This is a genomic window from Rathayibacter sp. AY1D5 (assembly GCF_002932515.1).
Taxonomy (GTDB): Bacteria; Actinomycetota; Actinomycetes; order Actinomycetales; family Microbacteriaceae; genus Rathayibacter.
Map to the genome: position 1 here is coordinate 51,129 of NZ_PSVU01000014.1, position 19,507 is coordinate 70,635.

Sequence of the window (19,507 nt, forward strand, 5' to 3'; positions counted from 1 at the left end):
CGACGAAGGCCGAGAGGCCGGGACAGCCCTGGTCCGGGGCCGCCCGGCCTCTCGGCCTTCGTCGTGGTGGCGGATCAGGTGATCAGCGTGTCGACGTACTCCCGGTTCTCGTCCATCCACGCGGCGAGGGCTGCGGAGCGGTCGTCGGCCCCGTCGTTGAACAGCGCGTTCTCGAGCGAGTAGAGCGTCTTCGAGTCCATCCGGAAGTCGCGGATCCAGCGGCTCATCGTCGGGTAGTCCGCGTCGAACGCGGCCGAGCCGAAGGAGTGGATCCCCTCCGCCTGCCCGAGCAGGCCCTTCGGGTCCTCGAGGTCCTTGACCGGGAAGGCGTCGTAGGCCCAGTGCGGGCGCCAGAGCGTGACGGCGATGTTCTCGCCCGCGGCGGTCGCGCTCGAGAGCTCCTGGAGCATGGCCGGCGTCGACGAGGTGAGGTAGTCCATCCCCTCCAGGCCGTAGCCGGGGATGACGTCCTCGGTCGTCGTCTTGTTGAGACCGGAGCCGGGCTCGATGCCGATCAGGCGGTTCCCGACGACGCCCGGGTCGGCGGCGAGCTCCTCGAGGGAGTCGATCGGGGCGTCCTCGTTGACCGCGATGGTCAGCTTCGCCTCATCGTTCCACGCGCCCAGGTCGACGATCGAGTCGCCGTACTGCTCGACGTACCGGGCGTGGGTGAGCGGCAGCCAGGTGTCGAGGGCGAGGTCGTAGTCGCCGGTCGAGAGGCCCTGGAAGCCGGGGGCGACGTCGGCGTTCTGCAGGGTCACGTCGTAGCCCTGCTCCTCGAGCACCGCCTCCCACAGAGCGGAGACGGCGATCCCCTCGTCCCAGCCCTGGAACACGGCGACGGTCACGTCGGTGCGGTCGCCGTTGTCGACGGAGGCGGCGGTGGCGGGAGCGGCGAGGGTCGCGGCCCCGAGGGACGCGACCAGGCCGATCGAGACGACGCCGACGGCCGAGCGGGTCGCCACGACGGCGCGGCGGTTCTTCGCCCGGGCGACCCTCGCCGGCGAGGGCGAGCCCAGCGCGCCGGTCATCCGGTCGAGGACGACCGCGAGGATCACGACGGAGATGCCCGCCTCGAAGCCGAGCGCGACATCGATCCGGTTGAGGCTCGCGACGACGTCGCCGCCCAGCCCTCCGGCGCCGACCATGCCCGCGATGACGACCATCGAGAGCGAGAGCATGATGACCTGATTGAGGCCCGCCAGGATCGAGGGCAGCGCGAGCGGCAGCTGGATCTGGCGGAGGATCCGCCACTTCGAGGAGCCGAACGACTCCCCCGCCTCGACGAGCTCCGGGTCGACGCCGCGGATGCCCAGCTCGGTGAGCCGGACGCCCGGCGCCATGGCGAACACGATGGTCGCGACGATGCCCGGCACCACTCCGACCCGGAACAGGATCAGCGCGGGGATCAGGTAGACGAAGGCCGGCATCGTCTGCATCAGGTCGAGCACGGGCCGAATGACCGCGGAGGCCGTGCGGTTGCGCGCGGCGAGCACGCCCAGCGGAACGCTCAGCGCGATGGCGATCACGGAGGCGACGAGCACCAGCGCGAGGGAGTCCATCGCGTTCTCCCACTGGTCGACCCCCACGATCAGCAGGAGCCCCACGGCGGTGCCGGCCGCGAAGACCCAGCCGCGGACGGCGTAGGCCAGTACGGCGAGGAAGGCGACGATCACCCAGAAGGGCGGTGTCGCGAGGACGAGGTCGACGCCGGAGTAGAGGGCGCCGAAGACGGTGCGCAGCAGGTCGAAGACCGGCTGGAAGGTCTGCGTGAGGACGTCGACGGCACCCTCGGCGAGGGCGCCGAGCGGGAGGCGGAAGCCGAGATCGGTCATCGTGCACCTCCGTCCGCCGCGAGGACGGCGTCCTCGACGGGGCCTCCGGTCGCGTGCAGGGTCGCGGTGACGACCTCGGTCGAGACGGTGGCGGGCGGCTCGATCACCGGGTGCTCGCCGGTGCGGGCGGCCACGTTGCCGAGCGCCGCGAGCAGGGTCACCCGCGGGATCGCTCCGAGCAGACGCCCGTCGGCGTCGACCACGGCGACCGGCAGCGCCGACTCGACGGCGGGCTCGATGACCTCGCTGAGGGCGGTGTCCGGACCGACGGTGACGACGTCGGAGGTGAGGACCGCCGAGAGGTCGCCGGTGCTCCGGCGCACCTGCTCGATCACGTCGCGGTCGCGGACCGTGCCCAGCAGGCGGCGTCCGCCGCCGACCACGAACGCGGCCGAGGTCTGCAGGTCGCGCATGCTCCTCAGCGCGGCGCGGGGACCGGCCGCGAGGGTGACCACGGAGCGGGCGGGCTCCATCACGGCGGAGGCGGTGAGCACGCGGGCGCGGTCGACGTCCTGCACGAACTGGGCGACGTAGTCGTTCGCCGGGTCGGTGAGGATCTCCTCCGGGGTGCCGATCTGGACGATGCGGCCGTCGCGCATCACCGCGATGCGGTCGCCGAGGAACATGGCCTCGTTGAGGTCGTGCGTGATGAAGACGATGGTCTTGCCGAGCTCGTGCTGCAGCTCGATCAGCTGCTCCTGCATCTCGCGGCGGATCAGCGGGTCGAGTGCCGAGAACGCCTCGTCCATCAGCACGATGTCGGTGTCGGCGGCGAGCGCCCGGGCGAGGCCGACGCGCTGGCGCATGCCGCCGGAGAGCTCGTCGGGCATCTTCTCGTGCCAGCCGGCGAGACCGGCGCGCTCGACCGCGAGCAGGGCCCGCTCGCGGCGCTCGGCCGCGGGGACGCCCTGGATCTCGAGCGGGTACGCGACGTTGTCGAGCACGGTGCGGTGCGGGAGGAGCGCGAAGTGCTGGAACACCATCGACACCGACGAGCGGCGCACGCGGCGCAGCTCCGCCTCGGAGACGCCGGTGATGGTGGAGCCCTCGATCAGGACCTCGCCCGCGGAGGGCTCCTGGAGCCCGTTCAGCATGCGGATGAGGGTGGACTTCCCGGAGCCGGAGAGGCCCATCACGACGAAGATCTCGCCGCGGCGCACGGTGAAGGACGCGTCGATCACCGCGGCCGTGCCGAGTCCGGCGAGCTCGCCGCGGTCGGCGCCCTCGCTCAGTCGGCGGACGACCTCGTCGGGCTTCCGGCCGAACACCTTGAAGAGGTGGCGGGCCTCGAGAGCGGGGGTCGCGGGATCGGCGCCCGCCTCGCTCCGGGGCTCGCTGATGATCTGCTGGTTCTGGTGCACGTACACTCCGTCGGCGCGCAGGGACGACGCCCTGCGCTCATCTCGTGGTGCCGGGTCGGGAGCGTGGGACAGCCGTGCGTCGAGCCTCCGCGTGCGTCCCGCCGCTCAGCGCGGCAGGGGGTGGAGGCGAGAGCGTCCGAGGCGGCCTCGGGGCCGCCTCCACTCCCGTTGACCGTACGATCGCGGCGCGTCCTGGGGGGACGCCGTGCGAGCGCGGACCGGTTCATCGGGGCCCGTGAGGACCGCCGACCACGGTAGCCGCGGAGCCGCCGAGGGGCAAACGTCGGACAATTGCGGGGGCGGGTCCAGGGGTGGTGATGAACCGATCGGCGCGAGCGAATGTGCTGGTCGGAGCTGGTTTCCGGAGTGTTGCGCGATCGTTACCGTGATGGCGCGGCCGGCGGCGCTCGTTCCGGCCGGTCTCCATCCGCCGCTGCTCGACCGGCGAGGAGGCCCCGCAGCTCAGACGGTGGTCTCGCCCGCCGGGCCCGAGGGGGCCGCCGCGCCGACTCCACTGACGGGCTCGCCCTGCCAGGACACGAGCGTCCACGCGTCGCCCGAGCCCTCGAGGACGACGACGCCGGTGTTGTCGAGCAGGTGGTCGGCGATGAAGCGCGCATCGAGGTCGAGGGAGCGCAGACCCGCCCAGCAGCGGATGGCCGCGCCGTGGCTGACCAGCGCGACGACCTCGTGCCCGAGCGCCTCCGCCTCCGCCACCACCGCGTCGTAGCGCGCCGCGAACTCGTCGCCCGTCTCGCCGCCCGCCAGCCGGATCGACGTCTCGCCGCCGGCCCAGCGGAAGACCGTGCCCATGTACTCCTCGACCGCCGCGTCGTCGCCGCGCATCTCGAGCCCCGCGGCCGCGACCTCGCGGATGCCGTCGCGCTCCATCGGCTCGAGCCCGAGGGCCGCGGCGAGAGGGGCGGCCGTCTCGTGGGTGCGGACCATCGTCGAGACGAGCAGCGCGCCGATCCCCTCGCCGGCGAGCCGACCGGGCAGTGCCGCGGCCTGGGTGCGGCCGAGGTCGGTGAGCCCGGGTCCGGGGATGCGGGTGTCGAGGAGCCCGGCGACGTTGGAGGGGGTCTGGCCGTGGCGGATCAGGAGGAGGCGCATCCGCCCACGCTAACCGCGGAGGCTGGGCTTCCGGGGCGCGCGGTCGCGCTCGCTCCCACCGTTGTGCGGCGAGTGCGGCGCTGTCACGATGTGCGGGGACGCTCCCGGACCGGGAGCCGCAGACGGACGGGACGGGCGGACATGGCCTCCGAAGACGGTTTCTCGAAGGACGAGCGCGCGGCGATGAAGCAGCGCGCGGCCGAGCTGCGGGCGGAGGCGAAGCGGCAGAAGAGCGCCGACAAGGCCGACGCCGACCGCAGGGACGCGGAGGCCGCGATCGCCGCGATGACCGACGAGGAGCGGCCGATCGCCCAGATGCTGCACGACGTCGTCGGCGAGACCGCCCCCGATCTCCTCCCGAAGACCTGGTACGGCTTCCCCGCCTACGCGCGCTCGGACGGCAAGGCGATCGTCTTCTTCCAGCCCGGCGCGAAGTTCGGCACGCGCTACTCGACCCTCGGCTTCCAGGACGGCGCCCAGCTCGACGACGGCACGATCTGGCCGACCGCCTACGCGCTCGTCTCCGCCGACGCCGAGACGCGCGCCGCCGTCACCGAGCTGGTCCGCCGCGCGGCCGGGGCCTGACCCCGTGGCGCACGTCTACGACGAGATCGACGAGAGCCTCTGCTCCTGGATCCACGAGCAGCCGATGTGGTTCGTCGCCACCGCGCCCCTCGCCGCGGACGGGCACGTCAACATGTCGCCGCGCGGCCACGACTCGTTCTCGATCCTGGGCCCGCGGCGAGTCGGCTGGGTCGACTACACGGGCAGCGGAGTCGAGACGATCGCGCACCTGCGCGAGAACGGGCGCGTGTGCCTGATGTTCGCGTCGTTCGGACCGCGTCCGCGCATCGTCCGCCTGCACGGCACCGGCTCCGTGCACCTGCCCGGTTCGGAGGCGTTCGCCGAGGTCGCGGAGCAGCACCCCGAGCACCCGAGCACCCGCGCGGTCGTCACCGTCGAGCTCACCCGCATCAGCGACGCGTGCGGCTGGGGCGTGCCGGTGATGGAGCCGGTCGGCGAGCGCGACCTGCTCCTCCTCCAGGCCGAGAAGAAGGGCCCCGACGGCATGGCCGAGTACCGCGCCACGCGGAACGCGGTCAGCATCGACGGGCTGCCGGGCTACCCGTTGGACTGAGCGGGCGGGACGCGGCCGCAGCGCGGCGCGCACGAGCACGCCGACCAGCTCGAGCAGGGTCTCAGTGACGACGGCGAGCGGGTTCGACCCGGTCGGGCGGGAGTCGACGGAGAACCGGGTCTTCGTCATTCGTCAAGACCTCGACCGCTGACCGCCGCTCAGCACGACCAGACGTGCATCACGGTCCGTCTCCCGTTCGGGAACCCCGGGTCGATCGACGTGTTCGTCGTCGGTGCGGGTCTGAAGCGGGCGCTCCTCGCGGGGTCGCTGACCGGCGGCCTCGTCGACGGGTACACCGCCGCCGTCTCAGGGAGATCGCACAGCGCGACGGGACCGGTTCGCGGAAGCACGCACGAGGACGCTTCGCACACGTCCCCAGGGGATGTACTCCTGGGACCAGTAGTCGGCCCGGATCTTCAGGAGGGGCCCCTCGACGGTGGAAGCCACCGAGATGGAGCGAGGGTCCCGGAGGGTTCCCGCGATGCGTGTCTGCGGGGTCCTTTCGAGCTCGCTCGACAACTGCTCGGGAGTGATTCGCGTCGGGAGGGACGACCGCGAGCAGCCGTCGGCATCCACCGGAGGCGCATTCGACGGTCCCGCTGACGAGTTCGCTCCCCTGTGGACGGTCGATGGCCGAGGCCGCCGACCGCGCTGGTGAGGCTCATCCATGGATCGGGACGAGAGCGAGCTCCGGGGAGCTCCGGCCGATCCCAGGAGGGGCGGACGTGGAGCGCGACTGAGGCCTGCTCGATCGACGGTCGGATCGGACGGCGTCCCTACCATCGGCCCCGCAGAGATCCCCTGGCCGATCCGCCCGCCGCTACCCCCGCTCGTCGACGGCCCGGATCGAGAACAGCTCCTGCGGGGTGCAGTCGAGCGCGTCGCAGATGAGCGTCAGCGTCGTGAAGCGGATCGCGCGGGCGCGGTTGTTCTTGAGGATGGAGAGGTTCGCCATCGTGATGCCGGTGCGGGCCGAGAGGGCGGTGAGGGTCACGCCGCGCTCGGCCAGCACTGCTCCGAGGTGGCAGTCGATCCGGTGCCTCTCGTCGTCGGCGGGCTCAGACAACGCCGTCGACGTCCCGTTCGAGCTTCGCGCCGGCGCGGAACGCCGCCGTCAGGGCGAGGGCCACCACTCCGGCGAGCAGGACGGGGACGGGCCACTGCGGCAGGTTCGTCCCGATGGCCTGGTAGTCGCCGCCGAGGAAGGCGTCGCGCTGCTCGTCGGTCACCCGGCCGGCGGCGAAGAGCAGGCCGATGCCGGAGCTGAGGTACAGGCCGGCCGCGGTGTCGGCGAGGCCCTGCGCCACTCCTCCGATCAGCAGGGCGAGGCTCAGACGGCGCCAGTTCGCGAGGACGAAGGGGTCGAACGGGCGTCCGGCCGCGATGCCGCGGAGGACCCGCAGGAGGAAGACCGTGGCGAGGACGATCGTGACCGCCTGGAGGAGGCTCGGCAGCGCACCGAGCAGGCGGAGGGAGAGGGCGGCGTCGGCGAGCGTGGGCGCGGTGCCCTCGCGCGGCTCGGCCTGCAGCAGCTGCGGGAGGCTCCGGAGCGGGAGGCGGCCGTCCGCTCCCCCGAAGACCAATAGGGTGCGCCCGGTGGTGACGGTCCAGGTCTGCAGGAGCGCGGTGAGCACGGAGAAGACCGAGACGATGAGCAGGACCGCCCTGGCCACCCGGAACACGCGCGGACGCTCCCGGACCGGTCCGCTGGGGATGACACTCGTCATGGCGTGCTCCTTATCGATCGTCGATGTTATCGAGTATCGATACTACGCACGCCGGTCCGGCGATGTCGACCCGCGGCGCCCCGCCGACCACGGAGACGGCGGGAGGGGTGGTTGCCCGGGGCGAGGAGCCCGATCTAGCGTTGAGGGATGTCGGATGCGAGGGAGCGCGCCGCCCGGTACCGGGCCGGCGCCGCGGGCGAGGAGGAGGCGGAGCAGCCCGCCCTGCCGGAGGATCCGCTCGAGCGGGCCGCGTTCGTCGAGACGGCGATCCAGCTCGCGATCCGCCGCGGCGACTTCGACGACCTGCCGGGATCGGGGAAGCCGCTAGCGGACCTGGGTGCGGCCCACGACCCGGACTGGTGGATCCGCCGCAAGATCGAGCGCGAGAACCTCACCGGTATCGGCCCGGCCGCCTTCCTCCTCCGCGCCGAGGACCGCGCGCTCGACGAGCGCCTCGACCGCCTGCACCGCGAGGAGGAGGTGCGCGCCGAGCTCGCCGACTTCAACACGCGGGTGATCGAGGCGCGCCGCCAGCTGCTGGGCGGGCCGCCCGTCGTCACCCCGCTCCGGGACGTCGACGAGGAGGTCGCCGCCTGGTCGCAGCGGCGCGCCGATCGCGCCGCCGAGGCCGAGGCCCGGGCGGCCGCCGAGCCGGAGCGGTCCCGCCGCTGGTGGTCGCGGCGGCGCTGACGTCCCCGGAAACCGGACAGACCTGCCCCTCCCACTGGGGTCCCGCCCCGGGAAACCGGGCGGGAGCGCGCCTCCGAATCATGCGTGCACATCAAGTCGACCGGAGTCCGCATGCTCACCGCCACCACCCCCGCACGCCTCCCGAGGGCCCACCCCTCGACCCTCGCCGCGCCGCCGCTCGCACTGCTCGAGCCCGACTCGGACCGGATGCTCGTCATCCGCGCCGCGGAGGGCGACGACCGCGCGTTCGCCACCATCGTCCGCCGCTACACCGCGCTGCTCCGCGCGACGGCCGCCCGCACCCTCCGCAGCAGCGCCGACGTCGACGACGTGGTGCAGGAGACCTTCCTCGCGGCGTGGACCCACGTGGACAGCGTGATCGACGGCGAGACCATCGCCGGCTGGCTCGTCACGACCGCCCGCCGCCGCAGCGTCGACCGGCTCCGCTCCAGCGTCTCGCGGCTGCGAGCCGAGCTGGACGACGAGTTCCCCGCCTCCGCCGCCGACGACCCGGAGCACGCCGCGCACTGCGGGTCCCTCGCCGCCGACGCCAACCGGGTGCTCGCCGCGATGCCCCCGGCCCAGCGCCGCTGCTGGGAGCTGCGCCAGCTGGAGCAGCGCAGCTACGACGCGATCGCGCACGAGCTGGGCCTCTCGACCTCGACCGTCCGCGGACTGCTCGCCCGCGCCCGCGGGACCCTCCGCGCGGAGCTCGCCCACTGGCGCTGATCCGCGCTGCGGATCTCGGCGCAGGCGACCAGGCGGGGGCCTTCAGCGCAGGAGGACCGGCCCCGCGCCGATCCGCACCCGGAACAGCGAGTACGGGTACGTGCGCAGATCCGTGCCGCCCTGGTAGTCGGCCTGGCGGTGCAGCTGGTTCGCGGTGACGTACAGGTGCTCGTCCGTCGCGATCGACATGGTGTCGGGCCAGAGCAGCCGCTCGTCGTGCACGATCATCTCCATCGTGCCGTCGGTGCGACGGCGGACGATCGCGTTGTTCTCGTAGCTCGTGGCGTAGAAGCGGCCCAGCGCATCCGTCTCGAGGCCGTCCGCTCCCCCGCCCTTGTCGCCCTCGTCGACGACGGTCGCCGCGACGTCCTCGTCCGGCACCGACCGGTCGACCAGGGCCGCCGTCGCCACGCTGAACCAGCGGCGGGAGGCGAGCGGGCAGTACCAGAGGCGCTCGCCGTCGGCCGAGATCGCGATGCCGTCGGCGCCCATCGTCACCGGCTGAGGGTCGCCGTCGGCCGGGCGCTTCATCAGCACGCGGCCCTCGGCCATCGGCACGAGCTCCGGAGGAGTGAGCGCCTTCGTGCTCGGGTGGTCGTGCAGGCGGCGCCAGGCGGTCCCCGCCTCGAGGTCGACGACGATGATCCCGTTCGGGCCGGAGTCGGCCGAGTCGGTGATGTAGGCGATGCCGCGCCGCAGATCGAAGCGCACGTCGTTGAGGTAGGTGGTCGGCAGGGCGACGTCCGGCTCGAGGAGGATCACCTGCTCGACGGTGTCGGTCGCCAGGTCGACGCGGACGAGCTTGGGGCCGCCCTTCTTCGTCGGCTCGAACATCGGGCTGCCGGTGTCGAGGATCCAGAGCCGGTCGGCCGGATCGACGACGATGCTCTGCACCGAGACGAGGGCGCCGGCGTCGTCGATTCCCGACGGCGTGTTCCAGGCCTCGTCCGGGTAGGGCACCGCCGCTCCGTCGACCAGCTCCACGACCGTGGCCGGGACCTCGTCTCCCCACTTCGGGAAGTTCACGAAGATCCGCCCGGTGTGCGAGACGCTGACGCCGGTGGGCATCGGCCCGCTGGTGAAGGCGTGCACGAGCTCCAGCTCGCCGAGCGGCTCGTCGACCGGGCGCGTGCCGCGGGTCTCGTCGGTCGGTCCCCAGAATCCCATGGTGCTCTCGCTGTCCTCCCGCCGGCGCGGGCTCGTGGCGGTCTCGGTGCCGATCGGGTGCGGAGTCGGTGCCCGCCGCGACCGGTGCTCCTCATCCTGCGCGTCGGCGCCGGTCGGCGGGGAGGAGGTGGCGGACGAGGCGGCGAGCGCCTAGCATCCGGCCGCCGCGGGCGACCCGGGAGCCGCGACCGAGGAGGCGGAGGAGGACCGGCCCGCGTCCGACTTCGGCACGGCCTTCGCGAAGGGGCTCAGCATCGGGACGCGGCAGTGCCCGGTGGAGCGGGTCTCCTCGGCGGCCGCTCCCGCCGCCCGCAGCGCACCGCCCCCCGCCGTCGCGCTCACCCGTTGGTCGGCGGGTCGACGGACCGCTGATCCGCCGGCCGTCCGCTTCCGGACATGACCGCTAGAGGGCGTTGCCACTGCGGCCGCTCACCTGCCACGGTCGCAGAGCGACCGACGACGGTCCACCGATAAGAAGGACCGAGGCCCGCCATGGACGACTCCTCTTCGACCGAGACCAGCACGAGCGAGATGACGCCCGAGGTGCTGGCCGCGTTCAGCGACGCCTGGACCCGCCACGACCTCGAAGCGCTGATGAGCCACATGACCGACGACTGCGTCTACGGCGCGTCCGTCGGCCCCGAGCCCGGCCGCACCTGGACGGGGAAGGAGCAGGTCCGCGAGGGATTCGCGCTCATGCTCGCCTTCGACACCGGACAGGAGCGGCACGAGGAGGGGGCTCCCCTCATCGCCGGGACGCGCGGCGCGGCCACCTGGTCCTTCACCGGGACCGGCCCCGACGGCGGACCCCAGGTCACGCGGGGCTGCGACATCTACGAGTTCCGCGGCGGGAGGATCGCCCGCAAGGACGCGTTCCGGAAGGTCTACCGGGCGGACGAGGAGTAGTCCAGGTCGGCCTCCCTCGCGCAGCGGAGCCGGAGCGGCGTCCTCGTACCGGGTGGCCCCGCGCCTCCCCGATCGCGCAGACTGGCTCGATGGCAGCGGCGTCGGTACCGGTCGGATGGGGACGTCTGCCCGCCGTCTCGTGGCTGATGGTGCGCGCCTTCACGCGTCACCGCGTCCTCGCCGTCCTGGCCTTCCCGACGGCGCTGCTCTCGCTCACGCCCTCCGTGATCCGCCGCGCCGCCCACGAGACGGCCGACCGGAACGGACTGGTCGTGTTCGGGCGCTACCGGCCGGTCGCCGACGCCCTGGTGAGCATCGCCGTCACCGTCCCGGTCGTCCTGCTGGCCGTGGTGGCGGCCGTGTGGGTCGCGCTCTCGGGGCTGCTCGGCGCGGTCCTGGTCCTCGCGGCGCTCCTCGGCGGAGCCGTGGGGGCGGGGGCCCTGCTGGTCGGGACCCCCCTCACCGCGGCCGTCGGCGCGGAGACGCCTCCCGGGCGGCGGTGGACGGTGATGGCGCTCTCGCAGCGACCCGGGACCCGCCTGTCGGCGCTGCTCGCGACGAGGGAGCTGCTGGCCACGGTCCCCGCGGGAGGAGTCGTCGTGGCGGTCGCCGCCGACGAGCGGCTGGCGGACAGCTACTCGCGCCTCGGCTTCTCCCGGGGACGGGGCCTGCGGATCTCCCAGCAGGTCTGAGGGGCACCTCATCGCCGGACGGAGGCCACCGGCGGCTCGATACGGTGGGGATCGTGCAGTGCGGCTGAGGCCTTCCCGATCCCCGTCGCTCCGGCCCGCTCCCTCCGGCCCGCTCGGGCGCGATCGAAAGGCTCCCCGTGTCCGCACTCCTCCCCCTGCAGGGCAGGACCGCTCTCGTCACCGGTGTCTCGCGGCGGCGCGGCATCGGATTCGCCGTCGCCGCGAAGCTCGCCTCCCTCGGCGCCCACCTCGTCGTCCACCACCACCGCCCTCACGATCTCGACCTCCCCTGGGGAGGCGACGACCTCGATGCGGTCCGGTCCGAGCTCCGCGCGCACCTCACGGAGGGCGCGCGGTTCGTCGACGTCGCCGCGGACCTGGCCGATCCCTCCACGATCCCCGGTCTGATCGCCACCGCAGCCGACCTCACCGGGAGCCTGGACGTCCTCGTCTGCAACCACGCGAAGAGCGGCGATGACGGCAGCATCCTCGACATGACGCCCGAGCGGCTCACCGCGTTCTGGGACGTCAACACCCGCTCCACCCTCCTGCTCACCGCGGAGTTCGCGCGGCTCCGGGCACCGCGCACCGACGGACCCCGCCGGCCCGGCGACCGGGTCGTCGGAGCCGGGCCCTACGCCCGGGCGCAGGGGCACGTGTTCTGGATGACGTCCGGCCAGATCCACGGCGCGATGCGCGGAGAGGTCGCCTACGCCGCGAGCAAGGCCGCACTCGCCGGCGTCACCGCCACGGTCGCCGCCGAGGTCCTGGAGCTCGGGATCGTGCTCAACACGATCGATCCGGGTCCGGTGAACACGGGATACCTGGACCCGGAGACCACCGACCGGTCGCTCGAGGACCTCGAGGAGTACGTCGCGAGCACGCCCTTCGGCCGGGTCGGCACGCCGGCGGACCCCGCGGAGCTGATCGCATGGCTGGCCACGTCGGCGGGCAGCTGGGTCGTCGGGCAGGTGCTCACGACCGACGGCGGGTTCAGCCTGTGACCCGAGCGCAGGGAGCCCTCCGGCGCTGACGACCGGCGGGGCCGGGCCCGGGAATGATGGGCCCATGGGAACTCGTGGGGCCGGAGTGCTGTGGGTGGTGAGCGCGCTCGCCTATGTGGGAGCGGAGGCGGTCGCCGCGTCCGCGTTCCCGGGCTACAGCTACGCACGGAACTACATCAGCGATCTCGGCGTGCCCGAGGTGGGCGTGTTCCAGGGGCGCGCGATCGACTCGCCGCTGCACGCGGTGATGAACGCCGGATTCCTCCTGCAGGGGGCGCTCTACCTCGCCGCCGCCGTCACGACCGTGCGGGCGGCGCGGGGCGGATCGCGGGGGCTGTTCCTCTCCCTCGCCGTGGTCTACGCCGTGGGCATCGCCGTGGTGGGCCTCGTGCACGGGAGCAGCGCCAGTGCGCAGAACGGGATAGGCCTGCACGTGGTCGGCGCCGCGATGGCGATCGTCGGCGGCAACGCGGCCTCGATCGTCGCCGGTGCCGCGGCCCGTCGCGGCCGCGCCCCGTGGGCGCTCGGGACGGTCGGGATCGTGCTCGGCGCGGCCGGCCTGCTCGCGCTGCTGATGCTGCAGGTCGACACCCGCGTGCCCGGCGTCGATCTGCTGCCCGACGGCGTCTGGGAGCGCGCCTCCGTCTACGCCGTCACGGCCTGGCAGCTCGCGACCGGCCTGCGGCTGCTCCGGCGCCCGGACGCGCCGCGGCGCCCGCTGCCTCCTCAGACCGCGGGCAGCGGCGCTCCGATCCGGTAGAAGCGGTCGGCCGTCGCCGCGAAGACGTCGCGCCGCTCCGCAGGCGAGAGTGCCGCGGTGAGCTCGTCGAACGCGGTGTACAGCTCGGAGAAGCTCGAGTAGAGGCTGTCGACCGGGAAGTTGCTGCCGAGCATCGTCCGCGCCGGCCCGAACGCCTCGAGCGTCTCGTGCACGAACGGCGCGATCGACGCGCGGGTCCAGGAGTGGTCGTTCGTGCCGATCGCCGAGATCCTCACGACCGTGTTCTCGCGCTCAGCGACGGCGCGCAGCCCCCTCCGCCACTCGTCCACCGAGTCGGAGTCGCGGCCGATCGGCATGCCGAGGTGGTCGAGCACGATCGCGGTGCCGGGAAAGGCGCCGGCGAGCTCGGCCGCCTCCTGCAGCTGCGAGGGGAACACCTGCAGGTCGAACGACAGGCCCAGCGGCTCGAGCCGCGCGAAGTGCGCGCGCCAGACCGGATCGGCCGAGATCCCCGGCCGATCGCGGTGCGTGAAGACCGGATCCGGGTGCCAGTTCAAGATGTCGCGGACGCCGCGCGTCACGGAGTACCCGGCGTGCTCCTCCAGCTGCCGGGGCGCGTCGGCGTCCAGGAGCGACACGTGCGCGACGTGCACCGTCGGCACCGGGCGCTCGCGGGAGAGGGCGTCGATCCAGGCCGTCTCGGCGAGCGCGTCGGCCGCGCCGTTCTCGACGTGCACGGAGGCGGCGAGCGTCACGTCCCGGGCGTCGGCGAGGTAGTCGTCGACGCTGTAGGAGCGGCGGATCGGCCGGTCGTCGCCGTGGTAGCGGAAGGGCTCGGCCGGCCCCTCCAGCCACGGGTAGGAGCGGCGGAGATCCGTCAGGTGGTGGTGGGCGTCGATGACGACGAGTCCGCTCATGCGTGCCTCCCCCGGGTCGGAGCGCCGAGGCGCGCGATCGTGCGGACGACGCCGGTGTGGTCCAGATCGCCGTCGCCGTCGGCGACCATCCTCTCGAACAGGCCGGTCACGGCGGTGATCGCGGGCAGGACGACGCCCTCGGCGTCCGCAGCCTCGCGGACGTAGCGGAGGTCCTTCAGCTGGTTGCGCGCGCTGCCGCCCTCGGCGAAGTCGTCCTCCAGCCACTTGGCGCTCTTCTGCTCGAGCACAGTGGTGCGGGCGAGGCCGCCCTGCAACAGCTCGACCATCACCTCCGGGTCGAGTCCGGCGGTGCGGGCGAGCAGCAGGGCTTCGGAGACGACGGCGACCGTCCCGGCGACCACGATCTGGTTGCACAGCTTGGCGGTCGCTCCGGCGCCGCTCGGGCCGAGGTGGCGGACCGTGCGGCCGAGCCGCGCGAGCACGGGGAGGACGCGGGCGACCGCCTCGTCCTCTCCGCCCACCATGATGCTGAGGGTCGCATCCCGGGCGCCGACCGTGCCGCCGCTGAGTGGGGCGTCGACGACGCGGACGCCGTGCTCCTCGGCGAGACGGGCGGCGAGCACGGCCACCGCCGAGGGCGAGACGGTCCCGTGCACGACGAGCACCGGATCCGCGATGCCCTGCTCGCGCCAGCCGGCGAGCAGGCCGTCCTCGCCGTCCAGCAGCGACTCGACCTGCGCGAGGTCCGGCAGCACCGTCAGGGTGATGTCGGCCGCCGCCTCGCGCGGAGTCGCCGCCACGCGGGCCCCGAGCGCGGCGAAGGCGTCGGCCTTCGCGCGGGTGCGGTTCCAGACCACGAGGCCGCCGTCGTCGACGAGGTTCCGCGCCATCGGGGCGCCCATCGGTCCGAGGCCGAGCAGCGAGAGCGTCACGGGGCGACCTCGGCGAGCTGGTCCGGCGCCACGTCGTCGAGCAGCACCGCGGCCTCGAAGCCGAGCAGCTCGCGGGAGCGGGTGAGGTCGAGCCCGACGGAGCGGCCCGGCAGCTCGCCGCGCGGCACGCCGGGGGCGATCGCGTCGAGGGCGGCCGCGGTCTCGCCGCGGAGGTAGGTGAGCGGAGCGGCGACGAGGATCCCCGGAGCGGGAGGCGTGTCGTGCAGCAGCGCCGCGAGCACCGAGCGGGCGGCATCGGCCGCGTCGAGGTAGCTGAAGCCCTCCGCCGCCTGGCGGCGCGGGTCGGCGGCGATCGCGGTGCGCAGGTGCTCGCCGAACCGCCGCCCGCCGTCGAGGGTGATGTCGCGCACCAGCGGGAAGCGGAGGCCGGTGAGCTCGAGGCCCCAGGTGGCGTGCGCCATCCGGGCCGCGTCCTCGCTCGCGAGCTTCGAGAGCGAGTACTCGTCCGAGATCCGGGGCGCCGCGTCCTCGGAGTAGGGGAACACGGGCGGGAGCGCCTGCTCGGCCCCGAGGGGGTAGCCGTTCGCGTTGATGCTGGAGGCGTAGACGACCTTGGCGACTCCGGCCGCCGCGGACGCCGCGAGCACCGCGAAGGTGCCCACGGCGTTCACGCGGTAGGTCTCGACCGCGTCGGCCATTCCGAGTCCGGCGTAGCCGCCGAGGTGGACGACCGCGTGCTGGCCGGCCAGCGCCTCGGCGAGGACGGCCTCGTCGGTCACGTCGCCGACGACGGTCCGGACGGCCGGGTCCGCCCCCGCGTCGCTGCGGTCGAGGACGGTGACGACCGCTCCCTCCGCCAGGAGCGCCGCGACGGTGGGCCTCCCGATGAGGCCCCGGCCGCCCGTCACGAGGACCCGCGCGCCGTCGAGGGCGGTCAGCGCCGTCACGCGTTCACCGACGGCGTCGACTCGGTCGGAGGAGCGGCGACGTCCTCCTGCTTCTTCCTGCGGCCTCTCGAGAACATCGGCCAGCCCTTGCTGCCCTGGTCGAGCGTGACGGCGATCAGGACGACGAGGCCGGTGACGATCTGCTCGTAGAAGCTCGGCACGTTCAGAAGCACCAGGCCGTTGGTGAGCGCGCCCAGGATGAGCGCGCCGACCAGGGTGCCCGCGATGCGGCCCTCGCCGCCCATCAGGTTCGCTCCTCCGATGACCGCCGCGGCGATCGCGGTGAGCTGGTACGGGCTGCCCGCGTCCGGCTGCGCGGCGTTGATGCGGGCGACGATGACCAGGCCGGCCAGGGCCGAGAGCCCGCCGGAGATGCAGTAGACGGCGATCTTGACGCGGTGGACCCGGACCCCCGAGAGCCAGGCGGTCTCCTCGCTGCCGCCGACCGCGATCACGTTCTGGCCGAACACGGTCTTGCGCAGGAGCAGCCAGGCCGCGACTCCGACGACAGCCACGATGACGACCACGACGGGCACGCCTCCGATGTAGCTGTTGAGCAGGAGGATGAACTCCTTCGGCACGTCGTAGACCGGCTTGCCGTTGGTGGCGACGTAGGCGCCTCCCTGGAACACGCTCATCGTGCCGAGCGTGGCGATGAAGGGCGGCAGGTTCAGCTTGGTGACCAGCAGGCCGTTGATCCCTCCGCAGATCAGGCCGAGGACGATGCCGGCCGCGAGACCGAGCAGCGGGGGAACGCCGCCGTTGACCATCAGCGAGGCGCTGACGATCCCGACGAAGCTGGCCATGGCGCCCACGGCGAGGTCGATGCCGCCGGTGATGATGACGAAGGTCAGGCCGATGCCGATGATGGCGTTCACACTGGCCGACACCGCGACGTCGCGGAGGTTGCCGATGGTGAGGAAGTTGGGGTTCAGCACGCCCAGGATGACGAAGAGGACGACGGCGGCGATGTAGATGCCGAAGGCCTGCAGGTTGAAGGAGCGCCGGCGCGGGGTGGCGACGCTCCCGGTCTCGGGGGAGGTCATGAGGTTCCTTTCGCCACGCCCATGGCGTTGGCCACGATGCTGTGCTCGGTGATGTCGTCGCCGACGTGCTCGGAGACGAAGCGCCCGGACCTCATCACGAGGACCCGGTCGCTGATGGAGATGATCTCGGGCAGGTCGCTCGAGACGACGATCACGGCGTGCCCCTCGGAGGCCAGCTGATCGATGAGCTCGTAGATCTCGACCTTGCCGCCGACGTCGACGCCCTTGGTCGGCTCGTCGAAGAGGAAGACGCTCGCCCCGAGCCAGATCCACTTCGCGATCACGATCTTCTGCTGGTTGCCGCCCGAGAACTGGCGGGCGTTGAGGCGGACGTCGGCGGGACGCAGCGACATGCGCTGGCCCATCTCCTCCGCCGTCTCGATCTGCCGCTTCGTGCTGATGAAAGGGCCGAAGCCGTTCAGCTGCCGGTCGGAGGTGAGGGCGACGTTCGCGTAGGCCGGGGTCTGGAGGACGAGGCCCTGGTGCTTGCGGTCCTCGGGGATGAACGCGATGCCGGCGTCGCGGCTGTCGCGCGGCGAGCGGATGCGCAGCGGACGGCCGCCCAGGCGGACGGTCCCCTCGGTGCCGTCGTCGGCGCGGATGAGCGCGCGGAGGAACTCGGTGCGGCCGGAGCCGACGAGGCCGGCGATGCCGACGACCTCGCCGCGGCGGACACTGATCGACTCCGGTCCGACTCCGCTCGGGTGGACGACGCCCGTGGCCTCGAAGTGCACCTCGGCGTCCGGGGCGACCGGGTGGCGCCGCTCGAACGAGAGCAGCTCCCGGCCGACCATCCGCCGCACGATGTCCTCGGACGAGGTCTCGCCGATCGGAGCGTCGTAGGCGGGCCGGCCGTCGCGGAGGACGACGACCGTGTCCGACACGCTCATCACCTCCGGCATCTTGTGCGAGACGTAGATGACGCCGACGCCGCGCCCGTGGGCGATCTCGCGGACCCGGGTGAGGACCCCCTCGACGTTGTGCTCGAGCATGCTCGTCGTCGGCTCGTCGAGCGCGACGATCTTCGCGCCGAACGCGAACGCCCGCGCGATGGTGAGCGCGTGCCGCTGCGCCGGGCTGAGCCGGCCGACCGGAGTCCTCGCCTCCATCGGGAAGCCCATCAGGTGGACGTCCTTGAGGGCCCGGTCGATGTCGTCCTGGGCGGACGCGCGCTGCTTGCGCGTCCGCCCGAGGAGCAGGTTCTGCATCACCGTGAGCTGGGGCACGATGGCCGGCTCCTGGTGCGCGATGCGGACCCCCTCGGCGAGCGCCTGGCGGGAGGTGTACTCCATCCGCCGGACGCCGTCGATGGTGATCGAGCCGCGGTCCGGACGCAGCGCCCCGCCGAGGATGTTAAGCAGGGTGCTCTTGCCCGCGCCGTTCTCGCCGGCGAGGGTGCGGATCTCGCCGCGGTCGAGCGTGAAGCTCACGCCGTCCAGGGCGCGGACGCCCGGGAACGATTTCGCGATGCCGCGGACCTCGAGCAGATGCTCGGCCATGTTCCGTCTACTTCCTTGTCGAGGAGGTCGTGGGGAGGGAGGAGGTGACGGGTTACGGCATCCCGGTCTCGTATTGCGCGACGTTGGTGCTGTCGATGATGAACGCGGGGACGTCGATCCACGCGGGGACCTTCTTCCCGGCGAGCAGGTACAGCGCGGCGTCGACGCCGGTCGCGCCCTCGGTGGTGGGCAGCTCGCTGACGGTGGCGGTGTAGTCGCCGGCCAGGATCTGCTTCTTGGCCTGCGGGATGCCGTCGGTGCCGACCAGGATCACCTTGCCGGTGAGGCCCTTCGCGTCGATGGCGGCCTGGACGCCGAGCGCCATGCCGTCGTTCTGCGAGTAGAAGGCCGCGATGTCGGGGTTCGCGGTCAGCATCGTGGTCGCGATCTCCTGCGCCTTGGTCTGGTCCCACGAGGCGGTCTGGGAGGCGACGAGCTCGAGGTTCTCGTGCTTCGCGAGGGCGGCGGTGAAGCCGTCTCCGCGGTTGATCGCGTTGGAGGAGCCCGGATCGCCCTCGATCATCGCGACCTTGCCGCCGTCGGGCAGCTTGTCGGCGATGTAGTCGGCGGCGGTCGCGCCGATGGTGGTCGCGTCGGGTCCGACGTAGACGGTGCCGGCCACGCCGCTCTTGGCGTCGTTGAGGACGATCGCGGGGATGCCGTCGGCGAGCGCCGACTCGAAGATCGAGTCGAGGCCGGTGGCCGAGATCGGCGAGGCGAGGATGGCGGAGCAGCCCTGGTTCATGGCGCTCTTGGCCTTGTCGAGCTGCTCGGTGATCGAGGACTCGTCGGTGACGTCGAAGGTCTGGTAGTCGACGCCGAGCTCCTTCGCGCGGTTCTCGAAGCCGTCGCGCTCGTAGCCCCAGAACTCGTTGGAGAGGGTGCGGGTGATGTAGCAGAGCTTCGCGCCGTCCGGCACGGTGGGGGTGCCGAGCGAGGAGGCGACCTCGTCGGCGGGGGTCTGCGCGGAGGCGTCGACGAGCGACACGATGTCGGCGCCGGAGCCGGAGCCGCCGGCGGATCCGCCGCCGTCTCCGTCGGGCGAGGCCGAGCATCCGGCGAGGAGCGTCAGGGAGGCGAGGCCGGCGAGGGCGACGCCGGCGGCGCGGGTGGGGAACGACATGGGAGGGGGGCCTTTCGTCATTGGAAGGTAGGGGGAAT

At 72.9% G+C, this 19,507-nt stretch carries 21 protein-coding genes; 8 read left to right on the forward strand and 13 right to left on the reverse strand.

Annotated features, from left to right (window positions below):
• Positions 1 to 74: 74 nt before the first annotated feature.
• The 3 genes from C5C82_RS18175 to C5C82_RS06250 form a co-directional block, all read right to left on the reverse strand.
• Positions 75 to 1,835 carry an ABC transporter permease/substrate binding protein gene (locus tag C5C82_RS18175; RefSeq protein ID WP_104248115.1) on the reverse strand — a complete coding sequence of 587 codons (1,761 nt, stop codon included), beginning with the start codon at positions 1,833 to 1,835 and terminating at the stop codon, positions 75 to 77.
• The gene (locus C5C82_RS06245) at positions 1,832 to 3,196 is read right to left on the reverse strand and encodes a glycine betaine/L-proline ABC transporter ATP-binding protein (RefSeq protein WP_374953864.1); all 1,365 of its coding nucleotides are present in this window, start codon (positions 3,194 to 3,196) and stop codon (positions 1,832 to 1,834) included. Before C5C82_RS06245 ends, C5C82_RS18175 begins: the two co-directional genes overlap by 4 nt.
• A 462-nt stretch (positions 3,197 to 3,658) precedes the next feature.
• A complete protein-coding gene (locus tag C5C82_RS06250; protein ID WP_104292924.1) occupies positions 3,659 to 4,309 on the reverse strand; it encodes a histidine phosphatase family protein in 651 nt (216 codons plus the stop codon).
• Between the two features lie 141 nt (positions 4,310 to 4,450).
• On the opposite strand from C5C82_RS06250, the gene C5C82_RS06255 reads away from it, so the two are divergent.
• Positions 4,451 to 4,894 carry a hypothetical protein gene (locus C5C82_RS06255; protein ID WP_104227361.1) on the forward strand — a complete coding sequence of 148 codons (444 nt, stop codon included), beginning with the start codon at positions 4,451 to 4,453 and terminating at the stop codon, positions 4,892 to 4,894.
• 4 nt (positions 4,895 to 4,898) lie between these two features.
• Positions 4,899 to 5,447, forward strand: a complete 549-nt coding sequence (locus C5C82_RS06260) for a pyridoxamine 5'-phosphate oxidase family protein (RefSeq protein ID WP_104354796.1) — start codon at positions 4,899 to 4,901, stop codon at positions 5,445 to 5,447.
• 820 nt (positions 5,448 to 6,267) lie between these two features.
• Here the strand turns inward: C5C82_RS06260 and C5C82_RS06265 are convergent.
• Together C5C82_RS06265 and C5C82_RS06270 are read right to left on the reverse strand one after the other, a co-directional pair.
• Complete coding sequence (locus C5C82_RS06265; protein WP_104224883.1) at positions 6,268 to 6,513, reverse strand: helix-turn-helix transcriptional regulator; 246 nt, start codon at positions 6,511 to 6,513, stop codon at positions 6,268 to 6,270.
• A complete protein-coding gene (locus C5C82_RS06270) occupies positions 6,506 to 7,174 on the reverse strand; it encodes a hypothetical protein (protein WP_104354797.1) in 669 nt (222 codons plus the stop codon). Before C5C82_RS06270 ends, C5C82_RS06265 begins: the two co-directional genes overlap by 8 nt.
• Before the next feature lie 147 nt (positions 7,175 to 7,321).
• On the opposite strand from C5C82_RS06270, the gene C5C82_RS06275 reads away from it, so the two are divergent.
• Positions 7,322 to 7,864, forward strand: a complete 543-nt coding sequence (locus C5C82_RS06275; RefSeq protein ID WP_104354798.1) for a DUF1992 domain-containing protein — start codon at positions 7,322 to 7,324, stop codon at positions 7,862 to 7,864.
• An 84-nt stretch (positions 7,865 to 7,948) separates the two neighbouring features.
• Entirely contained in the window at positions 7,949 to 8,593 is a 645-nt protein-coding gene (locus C5C82_RS06280; RefSeq protein ID WP_104354799.1) for an RNA polymerase sigma factor, read from the forward strand.
• A 42-nt stretch (positions 8,594 to 8,635) separates the two neighbouring features.
• Here C5C82_RS06280 and C5C82_RS06285 read toward each other — a convergent pair whose 3' ends face one another.
• Both C5C82_RS06285 and C5C82_RS06290 read right to left on the reverse strand, forming a co-directional pair.
• Positions 8,636 to 9,760: an L-dopachrome tautomerase-related protein gene (locus C5C82_RS06285; protein WP_104354800.1), complete on the reverse strand. Its 1,125-nt coding sequence runs from the start codon at positions 9,758 to 9,760 to the stop codon at positions 8,636 to 8,638.
• A 150-nt stretch (positions 9,761 to 9,910) separates the two neighbouring features.
• Complete coding sequence (locus C5C82_RS06290; RefSeq protein WP_104354801.1) at positions 9,911 to 10,102, reverse strand: hypothetical protein; 192 nt, start codon at positions 10,100 to 10,102, stop codon at positions 9,911 to 9,913.
• 150 nt (positions 10,103 to 10,252) lie between these two features.
• On the opposite strand from C5C82_RS06290, the gene C5C82_RS06295 reads away from it, so the two are divergent.
• The 4 genes from C5C82_RS06295 to C5C82_RS06310 all read left to right on the forward strand — a co-directional run bounded on the left by C5C82_RS06295 (position 10,253) and on the right by C5C82_RS06310 (position 13,122).
• Positions 10,253 to 10,666, forward strand: coding sequence for a nuclear transport factor 2 family protein (locus C5C82_RS06295; RefSeq protein ID WP_219812314.1), 414 nt, complete (start codon positions 10,253 to 10,255; stop codon positions 10,664 to 10,666).
• Positions 10,667 to 10,755: 89 nt separating this feature from the next.
• Complete coding sequence (locus C5C82_RS06300) at positions 10,756 to 11,358, forward strand: hypothetical protein (RefSeq protein ID WP_146085959.1); 603 nt, start codon at positions 10,756 to 10,758, stop codon at positions 11,356 to 11,358.
• 137 nt (positions 11,359 to 11,495) lie between these two features.
• Complete coding sequence (locus tag C5C82_RS06305) at positions 11,496 to 12,362, forward strand: SDR family oxidoreductase (protein ID WP_258065989.1); 867 nt, start codon at positions 11,496 to 11,498, stop codon at positions 12,360 to 12,362.
• Positions 12,363 to 12,426: 64 nt separating this feature from the next.
• Positions 12,427 to 13,122, forward strand: a complete 696-nt coding sequence (locus C5C82_RS06310; protein WP_104354803.1) for a DUF998 domain-containing protein — start codon at positions 12,427 to 12,429, stop codon at positions 13,120 to 13,122.
• On the opposite strand, the gene C5C82_RS06315 is transcribed toward C5C82_RS06310, so the two are convergent.
• Genes C5C82_RS06315 through C5C82_RS06340 form a run of 6 tightly spaced genes read right to left on the reverse strand, consistent with a single transcriptional unit; the run spans position 13,089 to position 19,469 of the window.
• On the reverse strand, positions 13,089 to 14,000 hold the full coding sequence (locus tag C5C82_RS06315) for an amidohydrolase (protein ID WP_104354804.1): 912 nt from the start codon (positions 13,998 to 14,000) through the stop codon (positions 13,089 to 13,091). The two genes, C5C82_RS06310 and C5C82_RS06315, sit on opposite strands and share 34 nt — an antisense overlap.
• Complete coding sequence (locus C5C82_RS06320; protein ID WP_258065991.1) at positions 13,997 to 14,893, reverse strand: NAD(P)-dependent oxidoreductase; 897 nt, start codon at positions 14,891 to 14,893, stop codon at positions 13,997 to 13,999. Before C5C82_RS06320 ends, C5C82_RS06315 begins: the two co-directional genes overlap by 4 nt.
• The gene (locus tag C5C82_RS06325) at positions 14,890 to 15,801 is read right to left on the reverse strand and encodes an NAD(P)-dependent oxidoreductase (RefSeq protein ID WP_181134407.1); all 912 of its coding nucleotides are present in this window, start codon (positions 15,799 to 15,801) and stop codon (positions 14,890 to 14,892) included. The genes C5C82_RS06320 and C5C82_RS06325 overlap by 4 nt, the downstream gene beginning before the upstream one ends.
• Positions 15,798 to 16,847, reverse strand: a complete 1,050-nt coding sequence (locus tag C5C82_RS06330) for an ABC transporter permease (protein WP_104239249.1) — start codon at positions 16,845 to 16,847, stop codon at positions 15,798 to 15,800. The genes C5C82_RS06325 and C5C82_RS06330 overlap by 4 nt, the downstream gene beginning before the upstream one ends.
• Complete coding sequence (locus C5C82_RS06335) at positions 16,844 to 18,346, reverse strand: sugar ABC transporter ATP-binding protein (protein WP_104354806.1); 1,503 nt, start codon at positions 18,344 to 18,346, stop codon at positions 16,844 to 16,846. Before C5C82_RS06335 ends, C5C82_RS06330 begins: the two co-directional genes overlap by 4 nt.
• A gap of 52 nt (positions 18,347 to 18,398) precedes the next feature.
• The gene (locus C5C82_RS06340) at positions 18,399 to 19,469 is read right to left on the reverse strand and encodes a substrate-binding domain-containing protein (protein ID WP_104346463.1); all 1,071 of its coding nucleotides are present in this window, start codon (positions 19,467 to 19,469) and stop codon (positions 18,399 to 18,401) included.
• Positions 19,470 to 19,507: the final 38 nt, after the last annotated feature.

Coding starts and splice junctions, on each gene's coding strand:
- C5C82_RS06255 (WP_104227361.1), top strand. CDS start 4,451: ATGGCCTCCGAAGACGGTTTCTCGAAGGACGAGCGCGCGGCGATGAAG.
- C5C82_RS18175 (WP_104248115.1), bottom strand. CDS start 1,835: ATGACCGATCTCGGCTTCCGCCTCCCGCTCGGCGCCCTCGCCGAGGGT.
- C5C82_RS06330 (WP_104239249.1), bottom strand. CDS start 16,847: ATGACCTCCCCCGAGACCGGGAGCGTCGCCACCCCGCGCCGGCGCTCC.
- C5C82_RS06300 (WP_146085959.1), top strand. CDS start 10,756: ATGGCAGCGGCGTCGGTACCGGTCGGATGGGGACGTCTGCCCGCCGTC.
- C5C82_RS06275 (WP_104354798.1), top strand. CDS start 7,322: ATGTCGGATGCGAGGGAGCGCGCCGCCCGGTACCGGGCCGGCGCCGCG.
- C5C82_RS06315 (WP_104354804.1), bottom strand. CDS start 14,000: ATGAGCGGACTCGTCGTCATCGACGCCCACCACCACCTGACGGATCTC.
- C5C82_RS06295 (WP_219812314.1), top strand. CDS start 10,253: ATGGACGACTCCTCTTCGACCGAGACCAGCACGAGCGAGATGACGCCC.
- C5C82_RS06340 (WP_104346463.1), bottom strand. CDS start 19,469: ATGTCGTTCCCCACCCGCGCCGCCGGCGTCGCCCTCGCCGGCCTCGCC.
- C5C82_RS06250 (WP_104292924.1), bottom strand. CDS start 4,309: ATGCGCCTCCTCCTGATCCGCCACGGCCAGACCCCCTCCAACGTCGCC.
- C5C82_RS06270 (WP_104354797.1), bottom strand. CDS start 7,174: ATGACGAGTGTCATCCCCAGCGGACCGGTCCGGGAGCGTCCGCGCGTG.
- C5C82_RS06310 (WP_104354803.1), top strand. CDS start 12,427: ATGGGAACTCGTGGGGCCGGAGTGCTGTGGGTGGTGAGCGCGCTCGCC.
- C5C82_RS06335 (WP_104354806.1), bottom strand. CDS start 18,346: ATGGCCGAGCATCTGCTCGAGGTCCGCGGCATCGCGAAATCGTTCCCG.
- C5C82_RS06285 (WP_104354800.1), bottom strand. CDS start 9,760: ATGGGATTCTGGGGACCGACCGACGAGACCCGCGGCACGCGCCCGGTC.